18 protein-coding genes and 2 pseudogenes are annotated in these 23403 nt (G+C 38.4%); 12 read left to right on the forward strand and 8 right to left on the reverse strand.

Features of this window, described 5'->3' with window-relative positions; all coding sequences use genetic code 11:
• Positions 1–264: 264 nt before the first annotated feature.
• The gene (locus tag JCM14932_RS11800) at positions 265–1113 is read right to left on the reverse strand and encodes an alpha/beta fold hydrolase (RefSeq protein ID WP_025025034.1); all 849 of its coding nucleotides are present in this window, start codon (positions 1111–1113) and stop codon (positions 265–267) included.
• A gap of 176 nt (positions 1114–1289) precedes the next feature.
• Here JCM14932_RS11800 and JCM14932_RS11805 point away from each other — a divergent pair, with 176 nt between their 5' ends.
• Together JCM14932_RS11805 and JCM14932_RS15505 are read left to right on the forward strand one after the other, a co-directional pair.
• Positions 1290–1991 (forward strand): glucosamine-6-phosphate deaminase, encoded by a 702-nt coding sequence (locus tag JCM14932_RS11805; protein WP_025025035.1) that lies wholly within the window; start codon positions 1290–1292, stop codon positions 1989–1991.
• Between the two features lie 135 nt (positions 1992–2126).
• Positions 2127–3486 (forward strand): annotated as a pseudogene (locus JCM14932_RS15505) (APC family permease).
• A 117-nt stretch (positions 3487–3603) separates the two neighbouring features.
• Here JCM14932_RS15505 and JCM14932_RS11815 read toward each other — a convergent pair.
• The 7 genes from JCM14932_RS11815 to rpmH all read right to left on the reverse strand — a co-directional run bounded on the left by JCM14932_RS11815 (position 3604) and on the right by rpmH (position 10549).
• Positions 3604–4506: a Gfo/Idh/MocA family protein gene (locus JCM14932_RS11815; RefSeq protein WP_025025036.1), complete on the reverse strand. Its 903-nt coding sequence runs from the start codon at positions 4504–4506 to the stop codon at positions 3604–3606.
• Positions 4507–4806: 300 nt separating this feature from the next.
• Positions 4807–5154 (reverse strand): iron chaperone, encoded by a 348-nt coding sequence (locus JCM14932_RS11820; protein ID WP_025025037.1) that lies wholly within the window; start codon positions 5152–5154, stop codon positions 4807–4809.
• Between the two features lie 444 nt (positions 5155–5598).
• Positions 5599–7503, reverse strand: coding sequence for a tRNA uridine-5-carboxymethylaminomethyl(34) synthesis enzyme MnmG (gene mnmG / locus JCM14932_RS11830; protein ID WP_025025039.1), 1905 nt, complete (start codon positions 7501–7503; stop codon positions 5599–5601).
• A 15-nt stretch (positions 7504–7518) separates the two neighbouring features.
• On the reverse strand, positions 7519–8904 hold the full coding sequence (mnmE, locus tag JCM14932_RS11835; RefSeq protein ID WP_025025040.1) for a tRNA uridine-5-carboxymethylaminomethyl(34) synthesis GTPase MnmE: 1386 nt from the start codon (positions 8902–8904) through the stop codon (positions 7519–7521).
• Between the two features lie 218 nt (positions 8905–9122).
• Positions 9123–9965 carry a YidC/Oxa1 family membrane protein insertase gene (locus JCM14932_RS11840; protein WP_025025041.1) on the reverse strand — a complete coding sequence of 281 codons (843 nt, stop codon included), beginning with the start codon at positions 9963–9965 and terminating at the stop codon, positions 9123–9125.
• Between the two features lie 30 nt (positions 9966–9995).
• Positions 9996–10337, reverse strand: a complete 342-nt coding sequence (rnpA, locus tag JCM14932_RS11845; protein ID WP_025025042.1) for a ribonuclease P protein component — start codon at positions 10335–10337, stop codon at positions 9996–9998.
• Positions 10338–10408: 71 nt separating this feature from the next.
• Positions 10409–10549 carry a 50S ribosomal protein L34 gene (rpmH, locus tag JCM14932_RS11850; RefSeq protein ID WP_010625561.1) on the reverse strand — a complete coding sequence of 47 codons (141 nt, stop codon included), beginning with the start codon at positions 10547–10549 and terminating at the stop codon, positions 10409–10411.
• Positions 10550–11097: 548 nt separating this feature from the next.
• On the opposite strand from rpmH, the gene dnaA reads away from it, so the two are divergent.
• The 10 genes and pseudogenes from dnaA (at position 11098) to JCM14932_RS11905 (ending at position 23394) form a co-directional block, all read left to right on the forward strand.
• Positions 11098–12474, forward strand: coding sequence for a chromosomal replication initiator protein DnaA (gene dnaA / locus JCM14932_RS11855; RefSeq protein ID WP_025025043.1), 1377 nt, complete (start codon positions 11098–11100; stop codon positions 12472–12474).
• A 160-nt stretch (positions 12475–12634) separates the two neighbouring features.
• Positions 12635–13771 carry a DNA polymerase III subunit beta gene (gene dnaN, locus JCM14932_RS11860; protein WP_025025044.1) on the forward strand — a complete coding sequence of 379 codons (1137 nt, stop codon included), beginning with the start codon at positions 12635–12637 and terminating at the stop codon, positions 13769–13771.
• A 247-nt stretch (positions 13772–14018) separates the two neighbouring features.
• A complete protein-coding gene (gene yaaA / locus JCM14932_RS11865; protein ID WP_025025045.1) occupies positions 14019–14228 on the forward strand; it encodes a S4 domain-containing protein YaaA in 210 nt (69 codons plus the stop codon).
• Positions 14229–15350 carry a DNA replication/repair protein RecF gene (gene recF, locus JCM14932_RS11870; protein WP_025025046.1) on the forward strand — a complete coding sequence of 374 codons (1122 nt, stop codon included), beginning with the start codon at positions 14229–14231 and terminating at the stop codon, positions 15348–15350.
• Complete coding sequence (gene gyrB, locus JCM14932_RS11875; RefSeq protein ID WP_025025047.1) at positions 15350–17302, forward strand: DNA topoisomerase (ATP-hydrolyzing) subunit B; 1953 nt, start codon at positions 15350–15352, stop codon at positions 17300–17302. The genes recF and gyrB overlap by 1 nt, the downstream gene beginning before the upstream one ends.
• 11 nt (positions 17303–17313) lie before the next feature.
• Positions 17314–19875: a DNA gyrase subunit A gene (gene gyrA / locus JCM14932_RS11880; RefSeq protein ID WP_025025048.1), complete on the forward strand. Its 2562-nt coding sequence runs from the start codon at positions 17314–17316 to the stop codon at positions 19873–19875.
• 200 nt (positions 19876–20075) lie between these two features.
• Positions 20076–20366, forward strand: coding sequence for a 30S ribosomal protein S6 (gene rpsF, locus JCM14932_RS11885; RefSeq protein WP_025025049.1), 291 nt, complete (start codon positions 20076–20078; stop codon positions 20364–20366).
• A 36-nt stretch (positions 20367–20402) separates the two neighbouring features.
• Positions 20403–20986 (forward strand): annotated as a pseudogene (gene ssb, locus JCM14932_RS15510) (single-stranded DNA-binding protein).
• Between the two features lie 19 nt (positions 20987–21005).
• Entirely contained in the window at positions 21006–21242 is a 237-nt protein-coding gene (gene rpsR / locus JCM14932_RS11900; protein ID WP_025025051.1) for a 30S ribosomal protein S18, read from the forward strand.
• A 139-nt stretch (positions 21243–21381) separates the two neighbouring features.
• A complete protein-coding gene (locus JCM14932_RS11905) occupies positions 21382–23394 on the forward strand; it encodes a DHH family phosphoesterase (protein ID WP_025025052.1) in 2013 nt (670 codons plus the stop codon).
• The last annotated feature ends 9 nt before the right edge of the window (positions 23395–23403 follow it).

Genomic DNA, 23403 nt, shown 5'->3' on the forward strand with positions numbered 1-23403 from the left:
GTTTTAGAAGTACGTCATTTCATGTAGTTAAGAACCTATCTATTCTCGAAAGAATGGGATTAGTCAGTTTTAGAAGTACGTCATTTCATGTAGTTAAGAACCAACTATATATTTAGGATAGTTGACCACTAAGTTTTAGAAGTACGTTATTTCATGTAGTTAAGAACCTAAAAGCCATCCAACACAAAAGTTGAATGGCTTTTTTCATCCCCAAACACAAAAAAAGCCCAACCAAAAATCGGTCAGGCATCCCTATTAAAAAATTTACATATCAACCTTAATAACATCTTCAACACTATCATCAAAATCAATAATCATGTTAGCAACCTCTTCAGGTCTCTCGATCATTCCGACATGACCTGCACCCTTCAAGTCTTTAATCGTAAGATGTGGCACACGTCCGATGGTTGCTTTGGCGTCTTTAATACCAGCCTCAGTTAGAATCTGATCATCGTCAGAGAAGATAGCTAGTGTAGCAAATCCTGTCGCACGAAGACGTTTGTTCATAGCTTTGTCTTCCAAATAATCATCTGCCATTTTACTTAACTTCTTGGCAGTCTTACGATCAACAGCATTCGCAGCATCATTGATAACGTTAGGGTTCTTCAGCTTCGAAGTATCGAAGTTCTTGGCAAAATACAAGCTAGACTTAACTGGTGACTTAGCCATTCGACCCAATAATGGAATAGCCGCAAACGACGAATGAGCGTCCATATCAGCGTACTTGGCATTTGCCGGTGTATTAAGCATGATCAATTTAGAAACGCTAAAATCACGCACTTCTGCCACTCTATTGGCAATCAAGCCCCCGATACCATATCCAAACAGGATCATGTTATCAGTTATACGAAGTCTGGCAATTCCCTCAAGGATTGCCCAGGCTTGCAAGTCCATATCGTATTCACCGCTATCAGATTTACTAGACTTTCCTTGTCCTAATAAATCAATCGAGACAACGGTGTATTTTTTTTGTAGATAAGGTGTTATCTCGTCATAATAGTCAACAGATCCATTAATTCCAGGGATCAACACGATAACTTTTTTATCACTTTCGAGGTCGCCGGCAACTTTGATATTTACCTTACCTCTGGTTACTTCATATATTTTTTCCAAATTTTAAGCCTCTTTAATTTTTCTCACTCTCAAAATATACCGAAAATCCGACAACTTTGCATTGTTTATGCTAAACTTTCTGATTTTTTTCATAATCTAGTCGTTTTTAATTGACTTTTAGCTGAAAAAACGTTAAATTGGACTAGACCAGACAAAGAGATGGGAGATTATAAATTATGAATATTATTAAAGTTAAAGATCAAGATTTAGGTGGTAAGGAAGCCTTCAATATTATCGCTACTGCAATCAAGAATGGTGCCAAGGTCTTGGGCTTGGCAACTGGTAGCAGCCCTATCACTATGTACAATGAAATGACAAATAGCGACATTGATTTTTCAAACATGACATCAGTTAACTTGGATGAATACGTTGGTCTAAAAGCCGACAACGACCAAAGTTACCACTACTTCATGAATGAACACTTATTCAGCAAGAAACCTTTCAAGAATTCATACGTTCCCGATGGTTCAAATCCCGACGCTGCAGCTGCAACTTCAGAATATGACAAGATCATCGCTGACAATCCTATCGACGTTCAAGTATTAGGTATTGGTAGAAATGGTCACATTGGCTTCAACGAACCAGGTTCACCACTTGATGGTAAGACAAGTAAAGTTGCTCTTACAGAATCAACTATCGAAGCTAACAAGCGTTTCTTCGACGACGAAAAAGACGTTCCACGTTACGCTTATTCAATGGGTATCGGCTCAATCATGAAAGCTAAGAAGATTATCTTAGTTGCTTACGGTGAGAACAAAGCTGACGCCATTGCTAAGACAGTTAACGGACCTGTTACAGAAGATGTTCCTGCAAGTGCATTGCAAAATCACCCTGATGTAACATTGATCCTTGACGACGCTGCTGCATCAAAACTTTAAAATTAAAATTTTAATCAATTATAAATAGCTTTTTGGAATAATTATTTTTTATTTCAAAAGGCTATTTTTTATTGACATCAATGTTGATCAGCCCGTAGTCTGTATAGGTCATAGAGGAGAAATTATGCTAAAAAAATATTCAAAAAGGCAGACTATAAGCAATACATTGCCGATGACTCACACTTTTCAAAAACTCTGACTAAGAATAATTTGATTGCCATGGGGATCGGTTCAATTATTGGAACCGGAATTTTCATCCTACCTGGTATTGTTGCCTATTCAACTTCTGGTCCAGCAATTACCGTTTCATTTATTTTGGCAGCAGTTGTCTGTGTCCTAGCTGCGATGTGTTTCGCAGAATTAGCCTCAACTTTTCCAGTCGCTGGAAGTACTTATTCATATGGGAGTATTATCTTCGGACAGTTTCCTGGTTGGATCGTTGGTTGGGCACTCTGCCTGGAATATATTTTGGGCGTTGCGGCGGTTTCGTCTGGGTTCTCAGCGTATTTTGTCAGTATGTTTAATAACTTCGGAATTCATTTACCACATGGACTGACCGGCCCATTTATCCCGTCTGAGAACTTACATCAACTTACCATCAATCATTGTCTTAGTGTTGATCTACTTCCTATTGCGGCGTGGTGTCCAATCATCAGCACATATGAATACGATTGTGGTATTTATCAAGTTGGCGGTCATCATTGCCTTTATTATCATTGGTTTGTTCTACATTAAGCCAACCAATTACCATCCCTATTTCCCGATGGGTGGCATGGGAGTAGTTAAAGGAGCGGCACTAGTTTTCTTTGCTTACTTAGGTTTTGACGTCATTCCTTCATCTGCCCCTGAAGTCAAAGATCCACAAAAAAATATTCCTGCTGGAATAATGATTTCATTAGCCATCTGCGCTGCCTTATATTTGATCATGGCCGCAGTCCTAACTGGAATGATCAATTATACTAAATTAAACGTTGCTGACCCGGTAGTTTTTGCACTCAAAGAAGTCGGTCTTAGCAAGATAACCTTTTTAATCAGTATCGGGGCTTTAGCTGGCATGTTCACCATGATGCTCAATACTATCTATGGTGGCTCTCGACTAGTCTATGCGTTAGGCCGTGACAAATTAATTCCTGAAGCCTTCGGAAAATTAGATAAAAAATCTAAGATGCCTATGACTTCGCTGAATGCTATCACAGTTTTGGCAGTTCTATTAGGTGGTTTCGTTTCAATGAAAGAATTAACCAGTCTAGTAAATATCGGAACGCTATTATCGTTCGTTTTTGTATCGATCGGTGTCATCAAGTTACGACGTCGGACCGATGTCCCAGAGAGTGGTTTCAAAGTACCATTTTATCCATGGTTCCCTGCTCTATCTGCCGGACTTTGTATTTTATTAATGACACAAGTCAGTATCAATTCCTGGATTGCATCAATCGGTTGGTTTGCCATCGGCATCGTAATCTATTTTGTCTATGGATATCAAAAGGCTGAATGACAGTATTAATCCCAAATCGATTTTCGATTTGGGATTTTTATTTTTATCCAAATTGTTTCATGTGTAACATATGGTATAAAAAACATCTGTTCTCACTAGATATAGTGATTGATACTTTTAAAGCGTATTTAGTAAATCGGTGCAGACTTTGTGACTCAAAATAGCGGATTCTGGACTAACGGGATTTGGGCCATCCGTAGTCACCGCTGTTAAGAATTTGACGATCAATGGTTCAAATCCACGCGTAATCAAATTACGCTCCCAATCTGGTCGAGAAACTTGTTGGGTCACTCCAGTTTGATATTTATTAAGTAAATTCAGGTTGGTAACTTCAGCACGCTCAGTTGATCCTTGAACAGTAGATTTTTCCAAATTAATTCCACCTACTAAACTAGTCGTTATTTGAACTTGTTCATGTTCTGACGATAATGTGACGTAGCCTTGTTCAAGATTATCGTCTTTAGTGACCAAATGATTAGCAACCTTTTGGATAGGTTCATCCATCAAGTACAATGCTGTATCGACAGAATGGATCATCAAATCAAAGATGGCAAATTTAACTGGTTGCGGTGAATTCTCACGGATTTTTTCCGACATGATCAAACGCTTGTCAGCAATCTTTTTTAATTCCTGATTAAATGGTGCAAAGCGACGATTGAAACCGCAGGTTAGCATTAGATTATTCGTATCTGCTAATTTGTACAGTTCTTCCACTACCTGTAAATCCTCAGAAACTGGCTTGTCGACATATACATTGATACCAGCGTTCAATAATTGTTTGATAACATTCTCATGTGTACTAGTTGGAGTATGGACAAAAACTGCCAGAGGCTTCTCGGCAATCAACTGATCTAGAGTTTGATGAAGATGAGTAAACCCATATTTTGCAGCCAATTTTTGACCCTTTTCTACATTTCTAGTCGTCAAATGCCATTCATATTTATCTTGTAAGCTAGCCATTACTGGCAAATAAGCTTTTTGTGCGATATTTCCTAATCCGATTACACCTATTTTTTCCATTGCTAGACCTCGACTTTCTTAAATAGTGTAGCAAATTTCTGTCATCGCTTACAGTCAAAATGCCTAAAGACCAGCTTCGAACAGTCAATTGTTTCATGTGGAACATGTGGTATATGAATATTTTTTTATAACTATATGTTGTGTATGTATAGGAAGTATATAAAAAAGAATGTATCAAATCGCTTTCTGAAATACGAAACAATTTAATCCATTCTTTTGTAATAAGTTTCTGAAACAAATAACGGTAAAGCTGAAAATAGATGAAAATATAAGTATAACTTATTTGTCGCAATCCCTCTGTTATTGTAGCTTCTCTTTTAATTCTGATTTTCTAAACTTCACGATTTTCCGAATCAAGTTTTCAGGCAGTTCTTGATCATATGGAAATTGAATGGCACCTTTGGAAGTTTTGTATACTTTTAATTCATCCGTAAATTTTGCAATTGGACTGGGCGTTGGATAAAAACCTAAGTGATTCTTAAATCCAGCAAAGTGAACAATATTTTCATCCGCATAAAAGGTTGGCATCCCATAAGACATTTTTTCGGTAGTACCAGGCAATTCATCCTTCAAGATTCGGTACATTTCACTCAACTTAGCTTGTTGCTCTTCTGGGGCTGATTTAATGTAATCTTCGATTAAAGTCATGATTTCTACCTCAATGCTTTTACACTGATTATAACCTAAGCTTCCGGAACTAAATACACCAAATAAGAAGTTGAAATCACTATCAATAATGAATAAATCGAGCCCAAATACATATACGATCTGCGCTTAACTATGATACCAACCAAGAATAAGATGATTCCCATAAAAAATGTCGCTAATAAGAGTAATCCCCAACCTTGTACAATTGTCGGCACAATTATTAGTAGCGACATAACTAGTGAAACTAAAAATTTTAACTGATATTCTTCTCTAGCCAGTAGATACACAATAAATACTTGCGAAAATAAAATAAATCCCATCAAAAAAATCATTAACATCACCTCTTGCACTCAATTTACAAAATAAATATATTTTTACAGTATGTTTACTGTAAATTTTCTGTAAAAAAATAGCCTAGTCCGAAGACTAAACTATCACACATAATTATTCTGATACTTTAGCAATTCTTCCTTGTTCAATATAAACACTCAAAATTCCGATATCAGCTGGATTAACACCACTGATACGACTTGCTTGAGCAATTGTCTCAGGATTGATCTTGCTTAACTTTTGAACAGCCTCAGTAGCTAGTGAAGGCACCTTTGTATAATCGATACGGTCAGGGATCTTCTTAGATTCCATCTTCTTCAAACGTTCGATTTTCAATTGTTCCTTCTTAATATAACCAGCATACTTGATGGCAATTTCAACTTGTTCTTTAACACGACGATCAACTGGACCTTCTTCTGGTTCACCGATCATGTCGATAATATCTTCATAGTGAACTTCTGGACGTCTCAATAAATGATCAGCTAAGATGCCATCTTTCAAACCCTTCAAGTTATGGCTTGTTAAGAATGGTTCTGCCATCTTAGGTGTCACCATTTTACGGCTTAGACGCTTTAATTCTTTTTCTGTAGCGTTACGTTTGTCATTAAACTTGGCATAACGGTCATCACTGATCAGTCCCAATTCATAACCCTTATCTGTCAATCGTAGATCTGCGTTATCATGGCGCAAAATCAAACGATATTCAGCACGACTTGTCAATAATCTATATGGTTCATTAGTTCCCTTTGTAACTAGGTCATCGATCAAAACGCCGATATAAGCTTCATCCCTATGCAAAATAAATGGATCTTTATTTTGTGCACGCAATGCCGCATTGATACCTGCCATCAAACCTTGTCCAGCAGCTTCTTCATATCCAGAAGTACCGTTCATTTGACCAGCTGTGAAGAGGTTCTTAACAACCTTTGTTTCAAGATTTAACTTCAATTGCCAAGGTTCGATAACGTCATATTCAATGGCATATCCAGGACGCATCAACTTAGCATGTTCCAATCCAGCAACTGAATGCAACATCTTCAATTGGATTTCCTCAGGCATCGATGTTGAGAAATCACCAACGTAATATTCTTCAGTATCCTTACCTTCTGGCTCTAAGAAGATTTGGTGGCGTGGCTTGTCAGCGAAACGCACAATCTTATCTTCAATCGATGGACAATATCTTGGTCCAACACCCTTGATAACACCAGAGAACATTGGTGCTCGGCTGAGGTTCTCACGGATGATCGAATGTGTTGTGGCATTAGTATAAGTCATCCAACATGACAATTGATCTTTTAAATATTGTGAATCAGGTGTCTCAAATGAGAAGTGATTTGGTTCTTTATCGCCTGGTTGCTCTTCTGTCTTGTCGAAGTCGATCGTTGACTTATTGACACGTGGTGGTGTACCAGTCTTGAAACGAGTTAGCTTAAATCCATGGCTCTCAAGGTCTTCTGACAACTTGATTGATGGAATACTATTATTAGGACCTGATGAATAAGTCAATTCACCGATGATGATCTTACCACGTGATGATGTACCAGCTGTTAGAACAACTGACTTGGCATGGTATCTAGCACCAGTAGCTGTAACGACACCCTTGCAGACGCCATCTTCAACGATCAATTTTTCAACGATTCCTTGACGAAGAGTTAGATTAGGTTCATCTTCCAAAACTTCCTTCATCATACGATGATACATATTCTTATCAGCCTGGGCACGTAAGGCACGAACAGCAGGACCCTTACCAGTATTCAACATACGCATCTGAATATAAGTCTTGTCGATATTCTTACCCATCTCACCACCGAGAGCATCGATCTCTCTGACAACGATTCCCTTAGCTGGTCCACCAACTGAAGGGTTACATGGCATAAATGCTACCATGTCCAAATTAATCGTTACTAAGAGTGTTTTTTGACCCATACGGGCACTTGCTAGTGCAGCCTCAGAACCGGCATGTCCAGCTCCTACAACGACGACATCATAATTCTCTGAATCAAATTCCTTTACTTGCATTTTTTCACCTGTTTTCTATTTTCCTAAGCAGAATTGTGAGAATAGTTGTGTTATCAACTCATCTGGATAACTCTCACCTGTTATTTCACCCAATGTATCCCAACATGAAGTCATGTCGATCTGAACCAAATCAATTGGCATTCCAGCTTCAATACCTGAAATAACATCATTGAGGTTTTCTTTGGCCTGACGCAACAAACCAGCTTGACGTGCGCTAGTGATGATCACATCAGTACTGCTATCTTCAATACCAGCATTAAATATCTTACCGATAGTTGCTTTGATCGTATCGATACCGTCATTCTTAATGGCTGAAGTGACGAGGATAATGTCGTCATCCTTCAATTGTTCAACATCATTAGGCGTTATAACGGGTACCAGATCATTCTTATTGAAGATAATAATCCGGCGCTTGTCTTTGGTAGCATCTAATAATTCAATATCGTCGTCTTCAAGTTTGCGACTAGAATCCAAAACCAAAATAACTAGATCTGCATCGCTCAAAGCTTTAAGTGAACGCTCAACACCGATTTTTTCGACTTTATCTTCAGTGTCACGAACACCGGCAGTATCGATCAATTTCAATGGCACACCGTCAATATTGACATATTGTTCAACCACATCACGGGTCGTACCAGCAACATCAGTCACGATAGCCTTATCTTCATCCAGCAGACGATTCAAGAGACTAGACTTACCAACATTAGGTTTACCAACGATGGCCGTAGCTAATCCATGTTGTAAAATCTCACCAGAATCGGCCGTCTTGAGCAAACTATCGATGTTTGTACCGACCAATTTAGCCTTCTCTAGCAGCATCTTCGTCGTCATTTGTTCTGTATCATATTCGGGATAATCAATATTAACTTCAACCTGAGCCAGCGCATCGAGGATTTCTTGACGTAAATTTGAAATTAAATGATTCAAGTTACCATCTAGTTGGTTAACCGCCACTTGCATAGCTTTGTCAGTCTTAGCACGGATCAGATCCATGACAGATTCAGCTTCAGTTAAGTCGATTCGGCCATTTAAGAAGGCCCGCTTAGTGAATTCACCAGGTTCAGCCATTCTAGCTCCAGCACCGATCAATAACTGCAAGACTTTGTTAGTTGGAACGATTCCACCGTGAGTATTGATCTCGACGACGTCTTCTCTAGTAAAGGTCTTTGGAGCTCGCATAACGGATACCATAACCTCATCAACTAAGCTGTTATCAGTTGGATCATAGATATGACCATAGTTGATCGTATGTGTGGGAACTTTGGCAAGATCTTTGCCTTTATAAATTTTTTGTGCGATTTCGACCGCTTGATCTCCAGAAACACGAACGATTGAAATGCCACCTTCCCCGGGTGGGGTTGAGATAGCTGCAATAGTGTCATATTCAGTTACTGTTGCCATTTTGATCTCCTTTGGTTGTTTTAATTTATTATTATTTTTTACGTTTTTTGAAACGAGCTGCGGAAGACAGATTTCCTCCGCTCTCTGTTTTAAGGCACAAAAAAAGTGCACAATCCGCCTCAAAAAGACGGAAAAGCACTTTGACTACTTTTCTATATATAACAATTTTTCAAAACAAATTTCTCAAATATCTTAACGACATTTGTTTCAATTGTCAATTATTTACGACGCTTATAGACACGTTTCTTAGCTCTTCTAAGCTTACGTTCTTTTTCACGCTCTGCTTCTTCCTTTTCTCTCTGTTCACGACGATACTTGAACGGATTCTGGAAAGCCAATGTCTGAAGAACTTGGAACGCATTAGTAACAACCCAATAAATGGTGATAGCTGATGGGAATGTCAAAGCTGGTACGAAGATAAAGATTGGCATCACATATGTCATCAACTTCGTTGTAGCGTTTTGTGTTGGTTGTGAGTAACTTGAGATATAAGTACTCAAGAAAGTAAATGCGGCGGCTAAAATAGCCATAATGTAGTAAGGATCAGCCTTACCTAATTGCATCCACAAGAAACTACCATCACGTAATTGCGTTGTCTTGTAAATCGCTTGATACAAGGCAAACATAACTGGCATTTGGACAATAAGTGGCAAACAACCAGCTACCGGATTAACTCCGGCTTCACTATATAGCTTTTGCGTCTCTTCACGTAATTTTTGTTGCGTATCAACATCTTTAGCAGAATATTTCTTTTGCAGAGCCTGCATTTGTGGCTGGATCCGCATTTGTTTATTCATACTTCTAATTTGGAACCAGTTAAGCGGCAATAGAATAACTCTTATAACGACAGTAAACAGTACGATTGCCCAACCATAGCTGTTCCCAACAAGAGATGCTAGCCACAGGATAAATCTTGAGAAACTATAAAGAATATAGTGATCCCAAAATCCAGTACTGTTACTAGTAATTGGCTCATTTAGGTTAGAACAACCGGCTAAAACTAGAACCACACTCAATAAGAGTGCAACACCTAAGTATTTCTTTAAGCTTTTTTTATTCACCTTTTACACCTATAAGTCTATTTATTTTTCTTACCCTATTATCTTACCTAATTTTAGTAAGTGTACGATATTTTTTTTCGTTTCAAACATGTCTAGATCAACAGAAGGTTTTCTGGCAATAATCAGAAAATCTAATTCTGCTGGTATTTCAGGTTTCAATTCCAAGAGAGATTGGCGCACGTATCTTTTGACACGATTGCGTCCAACGGCTGTGTGGGAAACCTTCTTACCTACTGAAAGTCCAACTCGAAAGTGTTTTTGGCCTTCTTTAGGCATCTTATACAAAACAAAGTTTCGGTTTGCGAATGACTTTCCTTCCGAATAGACATATTGGTATTCATTTTCTTTTTTAATTCGATAACTTTTTCTCATATGTCACCATAATCTCTAGTCTCTTAAGTTGTAATAAAAAAAGACCACCAAAAATTAGTGATCCTCCAAAACTAAGCTGATAATACTTTTCTACCCTTTTTGCGGCGTCTTGCAAGAACCTTGCGACCATTACTTGTGCTCATTCTCTTCATGAAACCATGGACGCGTTCACGATGACGCTTCTTTGGTTGAAATGTTCTCTTTGTAGTCATTCAATAAACCTCCTGACTTTAAACTTTTAATTAAAATGTAACTTCTTCAGACAATTGCTCGTATATAATACCATGCTTTCCATTTAATTTAAATACCAAATTTCGTATAAGTAGAAGATTTTGTTAGATGTTCTTTGTTTTTTATCTTGTGGATAATCTGTGGATTAAGTTATTAACTAATTTTATGCACAGGGCAATCCACATACTTTTCCAGCGTATTTTTTTGCTGTGAATCAGTTTTCCACAGGTTTAAAAGGGCGGTTGTAAATTTCTATAAAGACTGTTACATTAGGCTAAGTCATTTGCACTGGTTGTGGATAACTGTGTGAATAACTATCTATTTCCACTTCAATCCACAAATCGTGTTACAACGAAAAAACAGGCTGTTCAAAAACATATCTTTCAATTTATCGTTTGTGGATAACTAAACATCAAAAAAATTTACTTTAAACATCTGTTCTGTGGAAAACTATTTTATACAATGATAAACTATACAATGTCATTTTTCCGGAAAAAAATCATAAACAACTGCGATTGGGGGGAAATTCGTGCAAAATATAAATAATTCATCCGATTCTGCTCTAACTGACTTTTGGGATTATTTAACTGAAAAACTGAAAAAAAGTTTAACCTCAGTCAGCTACACAACTTGGGTCGGAAGCGCCAAACCTTTGTATATCAAAGGAAACGACATACATATCACTGTTCCAACTGAACTTCACAAGGATTATTGGGAACGTCATTACGCAGAGGACATTGCCATTTACTCCTACGAATTCAATGGAATTGAACTCAATCCGATCATCGAAACTGAAGATGAGCATGCAAAAGGCGAAATGCCTAAAAAAGAAGCTCCCAAAGAAACTGAAACAACACAAAAAAACGAGGGTCATGTCTTCCATAACTCTCATTTAAATCCTAAATATACTTTTGATTCTTTCATCACTGGATCCGGAAACCAGATGGCACATGCTGCAGCACTTGCCGTTGCGGAAGAACCAGGGGTTATTTATAATCCACTATTTATTTATGGTGGTGTGGGATTAGGTAAGACTCACTTGATGCAAGCCATTGGCCATCAAATGATCAAGATCGATCCCGGAGCCAAAGTAAAATATGTCACTAGTGAAACCTTCGCTAACGACTTCATAAACTCTATTCAGACAAGGACGCAAGACGATTTTCGACAAGAATACCGAAACGTCGATCTACTACTAATAGATGATATCCAATTCTTCGCTGAAAAAGAAGGAACTCAAGAAGAGTTCTTCCACACCTTCAACGAATTACACGACAACGGTAAACAGATCGTTATGACTTCTGATCGTCTGCCAAATGAAATTCCCAAGCTACAAGAACGACTGGTATCCCGCTTCAAATGGGGATTATCCGTTGATATCACTGCACCTGACTTAGAAACTAGAATTGCTATTTTACGCAATAAAGCTGAAGCAGAAAAATTGGAAATTCCTAACGACACACTATCTTATATTGCTGAACAAGTTGATACTAACGTCCGTGAACTAGAAGGGGCCTTGATCCGTGTTCAAGCTTATTCAACTTTGGAAAATGCTGATATAACTAAGTCTGTTGCTGCAGATGCTTTGAAACTCTTCAAGCTATCAAAGGAAAAGAAGGGTCTTTCAATTGCCAATATCCAAAATAAAGTTGCCAAATATTATCATGTTTCGATCAACGACTTAAAAGGCAAGAAACGTGTCAAAACGATCGTTGTTCCAAGACAAATCGCAATGTATTTATCTCGAGAACTAACTGAAAAGTCACTACCTCAAATTGGAATGGAATTTGGCGGCAAGGATCATACGACAGTTATGCATTCATGTGATAAAATAGCCGAGTTAGTCATTAAAGATGATGAAATTAAAATGGCTGTCAACGAACTGAAGGATGAATTAAGAAATTAACATGTTAATAACTTTCTAGTTTCTCCAAAGTTTTCCACAGCTGTTAATAACAAGAAGTTTTCAACAGGCACTAGAGGTTCATGGGGTTTTCCACAGAATCAACAGCACCTACTACTACTTCTATTTATATATTAATTAATTAAAAAAGGGAGCATAGATAATGAAATTTTCAATCGACCGTACTAAATTCGTTAATCAAACTACTAATGTCCAGAGAGCAATTTCAACCAAAACAACAATTCCAATACTAACTGGGATGAAACTTGACTTAACTGAATCAGGTTTGACAATCACTGGTAGTAATTCAGATATTTCTATCACCGCCTTTATTTCTTCAAGTGATGCAGATAATGATCTTAAGATCGAAAGTACCGGATCAATCGTTCTTCCAGCTAGATTCTTCAATGAAATCATCAAAAAACTACCTGGCGACAACTTCGAACTAGAGGTTTTGAACAATAACCAAACATTAATTACATCCGGTGTTTCAGAATTCACCATCAATGGACTAGATGCTGGAAACTACCCACATCTACCGGATGTAGAAACTGACAACCAATTAACTTTTCCAACTGATTTATTTAAGGAAGTCGTTAACCAAACTGTTATCGCAGTTTCTAATCAAGAGAGCCGTCCAGTTCTAACTGGTGTTAACTTCATTATCAATAGTGAAGGTTTAACTTTGGTAGCAACTGACTCACACCGTCTTTCACAAAGAAAAATCAATATTACCAGCGACGAAGAATATAACTTGATCATTCCTGGTAAGAGTTTGACTGAATTAGTAAGAACTATCAGTGACTCTGTCAAGGAAATCAAAATGTCGATTTCAGAAAACCAAGTTTTGTTCAGTTTTGACAATGTTATGTTCTACTCACGTTTATTGGATGGAAGATATCCAGAAACTGATCGTTTGATCCCTGAAGATTCAAATACCAAATTAACCTTTGATACTTCCAACTTATTAGCTTCTGTTGAACGTGCTTCACTTCTTTCACACGAAAGTCGCAACAATGTTATCAAGTTAGAGATCAAGTCAGATGATAAGAAAGCTACTCTTTATGGAAATTCTCCAGAAGTAGGTACTGTTGAAGAAGTTCTTGATTTTGAAGATCTCGATGGTGATGACTTAGATATTTCATTCAACCCTGATTACTTAAAGGATGCTTTGAGATCATTTGGTAGCAATACTACGATCGAAATGAGCTTTACTTCGCCACTTCACCCATTTACATTACGTCCAGTGGATGACAAAGATAACTTCGTACAATTGATCACACCAGTGAGAACATTCTAAAAATCCCTTAGCGGATGAAAAATAGCTCAGAACATTTCGTTCTGGGCTATTTTTTTTACGTATTACGTTTTTAAGCGTTATTTTCTGCTTTAAGAGTTTTTTGAATGTTTTTTAGTGGGTGGATACTACATTTGTCAAAAATTGCTTAGAGAGCCTGTAAATTACGTTTAAGTTGTTTTTTATTGTGAAAACAACTATAATTATAGTATGTCTTTACTGGTATAAATCTAATAAATAGGGTGTTAATATGTCGAAAAAAATAACGATCGATACTGAATTTATCACATTGGGTCAACTACTTAAGGACACTGGGATCATTGCGACTGGTGGACAAGCTAAGTGGTATCTAAGAGAAAATTCGGTCAGTCTTAATGGTGAACTGGAAAACCGTCGTGGCAAGAAATTGCGTAAGGGCGATGTAGTTGTAGTTGATGATCAAAGTTTTGAAATCGAATAGTTGTATATAAAGAATCTTCGACTTCAGAATTATCGGAACTACGAGTCTTTAGAGATTGGTTTTTCGCCAAACATTAATGTTTTTTTGGGACACAATGCCCAGGGCAAAACAAACTTATTAGAGGCTATGTACTTTTTAGCTTTGACCAGAAGTCATCGAACATCAAATGACAAAGATTTAATTAGATGGGGCAGTGAATTTGCCAGGATCTCTGGTGTGGTGATCAAGGATAATTCTAGTCAATTACGATTGGACTTAGTCATCAGCAAGTCAGGAAAAAAAGCAAAACTGAATAATTTAGAACAACGCAAATTATCTAGTTATATAGGGAATTTAAACGTTGTTTTGTTTTCTCCGGAGGATTTATCGATTGTCAAAGGCAATCCAGGGATTCGCCGGAAATTTATTGATATGGAGTTTGGACAGATCTCATCACAGTATTTGAAGACAGTCAGTCAATTCAGACAAGTCTTGAAACAACGTAATGCTTATCTCAAAAAACTTCAGCACCATCAGACTAAAGATCTGGTTTATTTGGAAGTTTTGTCTGATCAACTGGCTGCTTATTGTGCAGAAGTTGTGAAAACACGTCTGGATTTTCTGAAAAAGCTCCAAGTACACATTGAAAAGATTCATGATCAGATCACTGACCATCAGGAAGTTCTAAAAGTCGTCTACTCGAGTTTTTATGATAGTAACGAAAAATCTTTGGAAGATATTTATGATATTTATAAAAAAGCTTTCAAAGATAATTCGCAAAAAGAAATTCAACGTGGTGTGACTCTCTTTGGACCACATCGAGATGATATTAAATTTTTGATCAATGATAAGAATGTTCAAGATTTCGGTTCTCAAGGGCAGCAGCGTTCGGTTGCTTTGAGTTTGAAACTAGCTGAGGTCGAATTGATAAAAGAACAAGTGGGAGATTATCCAATTTTGTTATTGGACGATGTTTTGTCGGAACTGGATCAAAAACGTCAAACCCATTTGCTTTCGTCAATTGGTCGTGGCATTCAAACCTTTATCACAACAACGTCGCTGGAAGATGTCGACTCATCAATCGTTAAGAATCCGAATATTTTAAATATTACTAATGGAAAAGTTCAACAGGAGGAAGTTTAATGGCTGAGAACAGTAGAAAAGCTGAACTAGAGAAAAAAGAAGAACTAGCCGAAGAATATGACGCTAGCCAAATTCAAGTTCTTGAAGGACTTGAAGCCGTTCGTAAAAGACCAGGTATGTATATTGGTTCGACTAGTAAACAAGGTTTACACCATCTTGTTTGGGAAATTATCGATAATGGTATCGATGAGGCCTTAGCTGGTTTTGCGACAAAGATCGATGTAACTGTTGAACCTGATAATTCCATCACCGTCTTCGATGATGGACGTGGTATCCCAATCGATATCCAAAAGAAAACTGGTAAGCCAGCTCTAGAAACCGTCTATACGATCTTACATGCCGGTGGTAAATTCGGCGGTGGCGGATATAAGGTTTCTGGTGGACTTCACGGTGTTGGTGCTTCAGTAGTTAACGCCTTGAGTAGTGAACTTGATGTTGTTGTTACACGTGCCGGTAAGAAGTACGGTATTGACTTCGCTAAGGGTAAGGTCAAGGATCCAATGCACGTTGTTGGGGATGCCCCTGAATTTGAACACGGTACACGTGTCCACTTCGTTCCAGATCCTGATATCTTCACTGAAACAACGGTTTATGATGACAAAGTTTTGACAACTAGAATTCGTGAATTGGCTTTCTTGAACAAAGGTCTCAAACTAACTTTTACCGACAAACGTGCAGATACAGCTGAAAAGTTGGTCTTCCACTATGAAGGTGGTATTAAGAGTTACGTTGAGTTTATGGATAAGGATAAGGAAGTCGTTTTTGACGAGCCTATTTATCTTGAAGGTGTTCAAGACGGAATTACCGTTGAAGTTGCTTTGCAATATACGGATGAATTCCACACTAACTTGATGACTTTTGCCAACAACATCCACACTTATGAAGGTGGTACACATGAGGTTGGATTTAAGACTGCTCTAACACGTGTCATCAACGATTATGCTCACAAGAACAAACTTCTAAAGGATACTGAGAAGCTATCTGGTGAAGATGTTCGTGAAGGTATGACTGCGGTTGTCAGTGTTAAGCATCCAGACCCACAATTCGAAGGTCAGACGAAGACCAAACTGGGTAACTCAGATGCTAGAACGATCACTGATAGATTGTTCAGTGAGCACTTCATGAAATTCATGATGGAGAACCCAAGTACTGCTAAGAAGATCGTTGAAAAGGGTAGTTTGGCTACTAGAGCTCGTATGGCTGCTAAGCGTGCCCGTGAAGTTACTCGTAAACAAAACGGCTTAGAGATCAGTAATTTGCCTGGTAAGCTAGCTGACAATGCTAGTAAAGATCCAGCAATTTCTGAATTATTTATCGTCGAGGGTGATTCAGCCGGTGGTTCTGCCAAGACTGGTCGTTCACGTTTGACTCAGGCTATTTTGCCTATTCGTGGTAAGATCCTGAACGTTGAAAAAGCTTCAATGGATAAGATCTTAGCTAATGAAGAAATCAGAACAATATTTACAGCAATGGGAACTGGTTTTGGGGAAGACTTTGATATTTCCAAAGCTCGTTATCATAAGGTAATCATCATGACCGATGCCGATGTCGATGGTGCTCATATCAGAACACTGCTTTTGACATTGCTATACAGATATATGCGTCCGATCGTTGATGCAGGATATGTCTATATCGCTAAGCCGCCTTTGTATCAAGTACGTCAAGGTAAAATGATGAGATACTTTGATACTGATAAAGAAAAAGATGATTTCGTATCACAATTGCCAGCAAAACCAGAACCAAAGATCCAACGTTACAAGGGTCTTGGTGAAATGGATGCTGATCAATTATGGGACACAACTATGGATCCAGATAAGAGAAGATTGGACCGTGTTAACCTTGATGATGCGATTGAAGCTAACAAGATCTTCTCAATGTTGATGGGTGACAAAGTTGAACCTAGAAGAATCTTTATTGAAGACAATGCTAAGTACGCTGAAGTTGATTATTAGGGGGTTGCAAATTGGACGATAGAAGAATAGCAAATGTTAATTTGACGGAAGTAATGAAAAAGTCTTTCGTCGATTACGCTGCCAGTGTTATCGTATCTCGTGCGCTTCCAGATGTACGTGATGGATTGAAACCAGTTCACCGCCGTATTCTATACGGTATGAATGAATTGGGCGTTACACCTGACAAGCCTTATAAGAAGAGTGCCCGTTTCGTTGGTGACATCATGGGTAAGTATCACCCCCATGGGGATTCTGCCATCTATGAATCAATGGTTAGAATGGCGCAGGACTTCAGTTATCGTTATCCATTGGTTGATGGACATGGTAACTTCGGTTCGATCGATGGTGATCCACCTGCTGCTATGCGTTATACCGAAGCACGTATGAGCAAGATGGCGGTTGAAATGTTGCGTGATATCAACAAAGATACTGTCGATCTTGTTCCTAACTATGATGGTGAAGAAAAAGAACCAATGGTACTTCCAGCTAGATTCCCGAACCTTTTGGTGAACGGAGCTACTGGTATTGCTGTTGGTATGACAACTAATATTCCATCACATAACTTAAAAGAAGTTATTGATGCGTTACATATTTTGATGCGTAACAAAGACGCTACGATTGCGGACTTAATGAAGGCCATTCCTGGTCCTGACTTCCCAACTGGTGGTATCATCATGGGTCGTTCTGGTATCAGAAAGGCTTACGAGCATGGTAAAGGCACAATCATCTTACGTGCCAAAGTTGACGTTGTAACGAAGAAGAACGGTGCCGAACAGATCATCGTTACAGAGCTTCCATATATGGTCAACAAGGCTAACTTGGTTGAACGTATCGCTGAACTTGCTCGTGATAAGAAGCTGGAAGGTATCACTGATTTGAACGACGAATCAGACCGTGAAGGTATGCGTATCGTGATCGATATTCGTCGTGATATGAGTGCCTCAGTTGTCCTGAACAACTTGTACAAGTTGACACAACTTCAAATCTCATATGGTATCAATATGGTTGCTATCGTTGACAAGACACCACGTGTCTTATCACTCAAGGAAGTCTTGTCATACTACTTGAAGCATCAAGAAGTTGTTATCAGACGTAGAACTGAGTATGAATTGCGTCGTGCTCAAGCTCGTGCCCATATCCTTGAAGGATTGAGGATCGCACTTGACCATATTGATGAAATCATCAAAGTAATTCGTGGATCACAGACTTCAAGTATTGCTAAGCAAACTTTGATGGACCGTTTTGAATTATCTGACAAACAATCACAAGCTATCCTTGATATGCGTTTGGTTCGTTTGACAGGTTTGGAACGTGAAAAAGTTGAAGCTGAATATCAAGACTTGTTAGTTAAGATCGCGGACTTCAAAGATATTTTGGCTAAGCCAGAACGTGTTGATAAGATCATCTATGATGAGTTGCTGGATATTCAAGAGAAATTCGGTGATCCTAGAAGAACTGAGATCCGTGCTAGTGAAGTTGCTAATATCGAGGATGAAGATCTGATCGAAGAAGAGAATATATTGATCGTCTTGACTCACAAAGGTTACATCAAGCGTTTGTCCATGGATGAATTCCGTGTTCAAAACCGTGGTGGCCGTGGTGTTCAAGGGATGGGTGTTCACGACGATGACTTCATCGAGCATATGATCTATACGTCGACTCATGATCGTCTGTTATTCTTTACTAATACCGGTAAGGTCTACAGAACCAAAGGTTATGAGGTTCCTGAATATGGTCGTACGGCTAAGGGTATCCCAGTGATCAACTTGCTGAATATCGAGAAAGGTGAAACGATTCAAACAGTTATCAATGTTGATCGTAACGTTGACCGTGAAAATTCATACTTGTTCTTCGTAACTAAGTACGGAACAGTTAAACGTACACCGGTAACTGACTTCGCTAATATCAGACATTCAGGACTTCGTTCAATTACCCTCAAAGATGGGGATGAGTTGGACAATGTCTTCTTGACTAATGGCGACAAAGTTATCTTTATCGGAACACACAAGGGTTACGCTGTAACCTTTAGAGAAAGTGATGTTCGTCCAATGGGACGTACAGCCGCTGGTGTTCGTGGTATCAAGTTACGTGATGAAGATTACGTAGTTGGTTCATCGATCGTTGAGGCTGGCCAAGAAGTCCTTACTATCTCTGAAAAGGGTTATGGTAAGAGAACTTCAGTTGAGGAATATCCAATCAAGGGACGTGGTGGTAAAGGTATCAAGACCGCTAACGTTACTGAGAAGAATGGTCCGATTGCTGGTGTGACAGCCGTTAATGGTGACGAAGATATTATGTTGATCACTAACAAGGGTGTTATGATCAGATTCGATGTCGACAGTGTTTCACAAACTGGTCGTGCCACACTTGGTGTCAGATTAATCAAGGTCGATGATGATTCGATCGTTTCTACTATGGCCAAGATCGAAGAAGAGGAAGAAGTTGATGAAGAATCAGCTTCTGATGATAATAAAGAACAAACTTCTACTAATGATGATTCAAATAACGATGACGCTTCAGATAAGAATGAAACAGATTCAAGTGATGATTCTAATAGTGATTCAGAAGAATAAAAAAATAATCAACGTTTCTGCGTAATTTGATTATGTATCATTCAGGATACGTGTCAGGCAGAAACGTTTTTTATTGCAAATTAATGTAGCATTCACTGAAAAATTATGATAAAATCTAACATTGTGAGTATAAAATGTAGTTAATTTATGCTCCTTGTTCTTTCAGTAGAACCATTAGACCATAAGGAGGTGCAGTATTTATGACACATTACGAAATTACATATATCATCAAACCTGATATTGAAGAAGACGCTAAGAAGACTCTTATCGATCGTTACGACAAGATCCTTAAGGACAACGGCGCTGACGTAATCGACTCAAAAGACTGGGAAAAGAAACGTTTAGCATACGAAATTGCTAATTACAAAGAAGGTATTTACCATATTATCAATGTAAATACTAACGATGATGCAGCTATCAACGAATTCGACCGTCTATCAAAGATCGATGACAACATGCTACGTCACATGATCATCAAACGTGAAGACTAATTTGTTTCACGTGAAACACTTTAAGGAGGCAGACATATGATTAATCGAGTTGTACTAGTTGGACGCCTGACACGTGATCCTGAACTTAGATACACATCTAGCGGGGCTGCCGTTGCCAGTTTCACAGTTGCTGTAAATAGACAATTTACGAACGCTCAAGGCGAACGTGAAGCGATTTTATCAACTGTGTTATCTGGAGAAAGGCTGCTGAAAACTTCTCTAACTTTACTAATAAAGGTTCACTTGTCGGTATCGATGGACGTCTGCAAAGTCGTTCATATGAGAATCAACAAGGCCAAAGAGTCTACGTTACAGAGGTCGTCGTCGACAACTTCTCACTACTAGAATCTAGAGCTGAAAGTGAAAAGAGAAATTCTGGATCATCAAATAATAATTTTGGTGGTAACAGTAGCAATTCTAACAACAGTAACAGCAATCCAAATCAAGCTCCATACAACAATCAACAAAATCAATCATCAAATCAGTCTCCATTTGGAAACAATAATAATAACAATAATAATCAATCTAACAATAACAGTAACAACTCAAATAATATGAGCGATCCATTTGCTGACAACAGTAAACCAATCGACATATCAGATGACGACTTACCATTCTAATATAGAAGGGATGACTAAAATGGCACAACAAAGACGTGGCGGACGTAGAAGACGTAAAGTTGACTTCATCGCAGCTAACCATATCGAATACATCGATTACAAAGACACAGACTTACTTAAGAGATTTATCTCAGAACGTGGTAAGATCTTGCCTAGACGTGTTACAGGTACAAGTGCAAAGAACCAAAGAAGTCTTACAATCGCTATCAAGCGTGCAAGAATCATGGCACTATTACCATTCGTTGCAGAAGACTAATTTTTGAAAATTCAGGTCGGGACATATGTCCGGGCTTTTTTTTTACCTAAATTTATCGTTAGTATAGAGCTCATTATTTTTTCTATAAATAGGCGTCGGCTGTGATAAAATTAAGGGGTATATCTAAGAGGGGACTAATATGAAAAAGATAAAATCTAATCTGCGTTTCTTCCTTTCTCGAGTTGATTACTCAACACAACTGACGGCGGTTTCGTTAGTTGTTATGTTGATATCGATTTTTATAGTCGGACTGATTCATGGTTCATGGAGTGGTTACATTCAGTCGCTATTAGTTGTAATTGCATTTGTACTTTTTATATACTTGTTTTTGCTTTTAGGAGAAAAAGCTGGTAAGTATACTAATAATTTGCAATATCGAATTGATCGAGGAACGGATAATAGTTTTGTCGAGTATCCGTTGGGAATTTTGCTCTATGATAATGATAAGCAAGTACAGTGGGTCAATCCGTATTTTGTCGAGAAGACAGGGATCGATTCAGTATACAGCATGAATATCTCTGATATTTCATCCGAATTGGCATCATTTGTTGATGATGATGAAGACGAAGATAATCATGGTAAGTATAAGACGATTCAGATCGGTAACAAGTACTATTTGGTACAAGTTCAGACTGAATTAAAAGTCATTTATTTCATGGACATTACCCACTACTCAAAAATTGAGAGGCGTTATGAAAAGAATCGTTCAGTGATTGGTCAAGTTTATTTGGATAACTACGCTGAAATTACCCAGTCAATGAGTGATCGTGATATTTCTAATTTGGATAATTATATTACTAATGAATTATCGAATTGGTCATCGCGTGAACAAATGTTTTTGAAGCGGATCGATGATGATCATTTCTTTATCGTTGCTTATACCGGTAAGGTATTTAAGATGGAAGAAACTGGGTTTAAGATCTTGGATGCGATCCGTGAATATACGTCGCAGCAAAATGTACCGTTGACGTTGAGTATGGGCTTCGCATATGGAGTGGATGATCTTAATACACTTAATGATGAAGCTCAGAAGAACCTGAACTTAGCCTTAGGCCGTGGGGGAGATCAAGTCGTTGTTAAAGAGATCGGTAAGAAGGCTAGATTCTATGGCGGTAATACTGATCCAATGGAGAAGCGAACACGCGTTCGTGCAAGAATGATCAGTGAAGCTTTACAAGAATTACTCAAGGACAGTGACCAAGTCATTGTTATGGGACATTCTCATCCAGATATGGATGTTGTCGGTTCTTCGTTGGGTATCAGACGTATCGCTTTGATGAATAACACACCTTGTAAGGTAGTTATCGATCCTAAGACGATTCATACTGATGTCAGTCGCTTGTTACAACTGATCAATAAAGATCCAGAAATCAAGAATGACATTGTAACACCGGAAGAATCGATGAATCTTAGAACTTCGAATACTTTGATCGTTATGGTCGATCATTCGAAGCAAAGTATCTCGATCAATCCAAGTCTATTCAATCAAGCTAATGAAAGGGTCGTTGTGATCGATCACCACAGACGTGGCGAGGAATTCCCTGAGAACCCAATGTTGATCTACATCGAACCATACGCATCTTCAACAAGTGAGTTGATCACTGAAATGCTTGAATACCAACCAAAGAACAAGAAGTCGGTTGAGAAGATCGAAGCTACTTCATTGTTAGCTGGTATCACAGTCGATACCAAGTCGTTCTCACTCAGAACTGGTACCAGAACCTTTGACGCAGCCAGTTATTTGCGTTCTGTCGGTGCGGATGAAGCTCTGATCCAGAACTTGTTGAAGGAAAATATTGATTCATTCATCCAGAGAAACCATTTGATCGAAACAATCACGATGGTGGGTGGACAAATGGCAGTCTGCTTCGGTGAAAATGATCGATCGTATGATCCGGTCATTGTTGCTCAAGCGGCAGATACATTGTTATCATTGAATAATGTTGAAGCATCATTTGTTATCAGTAAGCGACCAGACGGACGTGTAGGTATTTCTGCCAGAAGTCTGGGCAAAGTCAACGTTCAAGTTATCATGGAGAAACTCGGCGGAGGCGGTCATTTGACTGACGCTGCCACACAGATTGCTGACGTAACGGTTGACGAAGCCAAGGATCAATTAGTTGATGTTTTATCGGACAGTAGTAAAAAGTAGGAGGAGTTT

Source organism: Companilactobacillus nodensis DSM 19682 = JCM 14932 = NBRC 107160, from assembly GCF_000615905.1.
Taxonomy (GTDB): Bacteria; Bacillota; Bacilli; order Lactobacillales; family Lactobacillaceae; genus Companilactobacillus; species Companilactobacillus nodensis.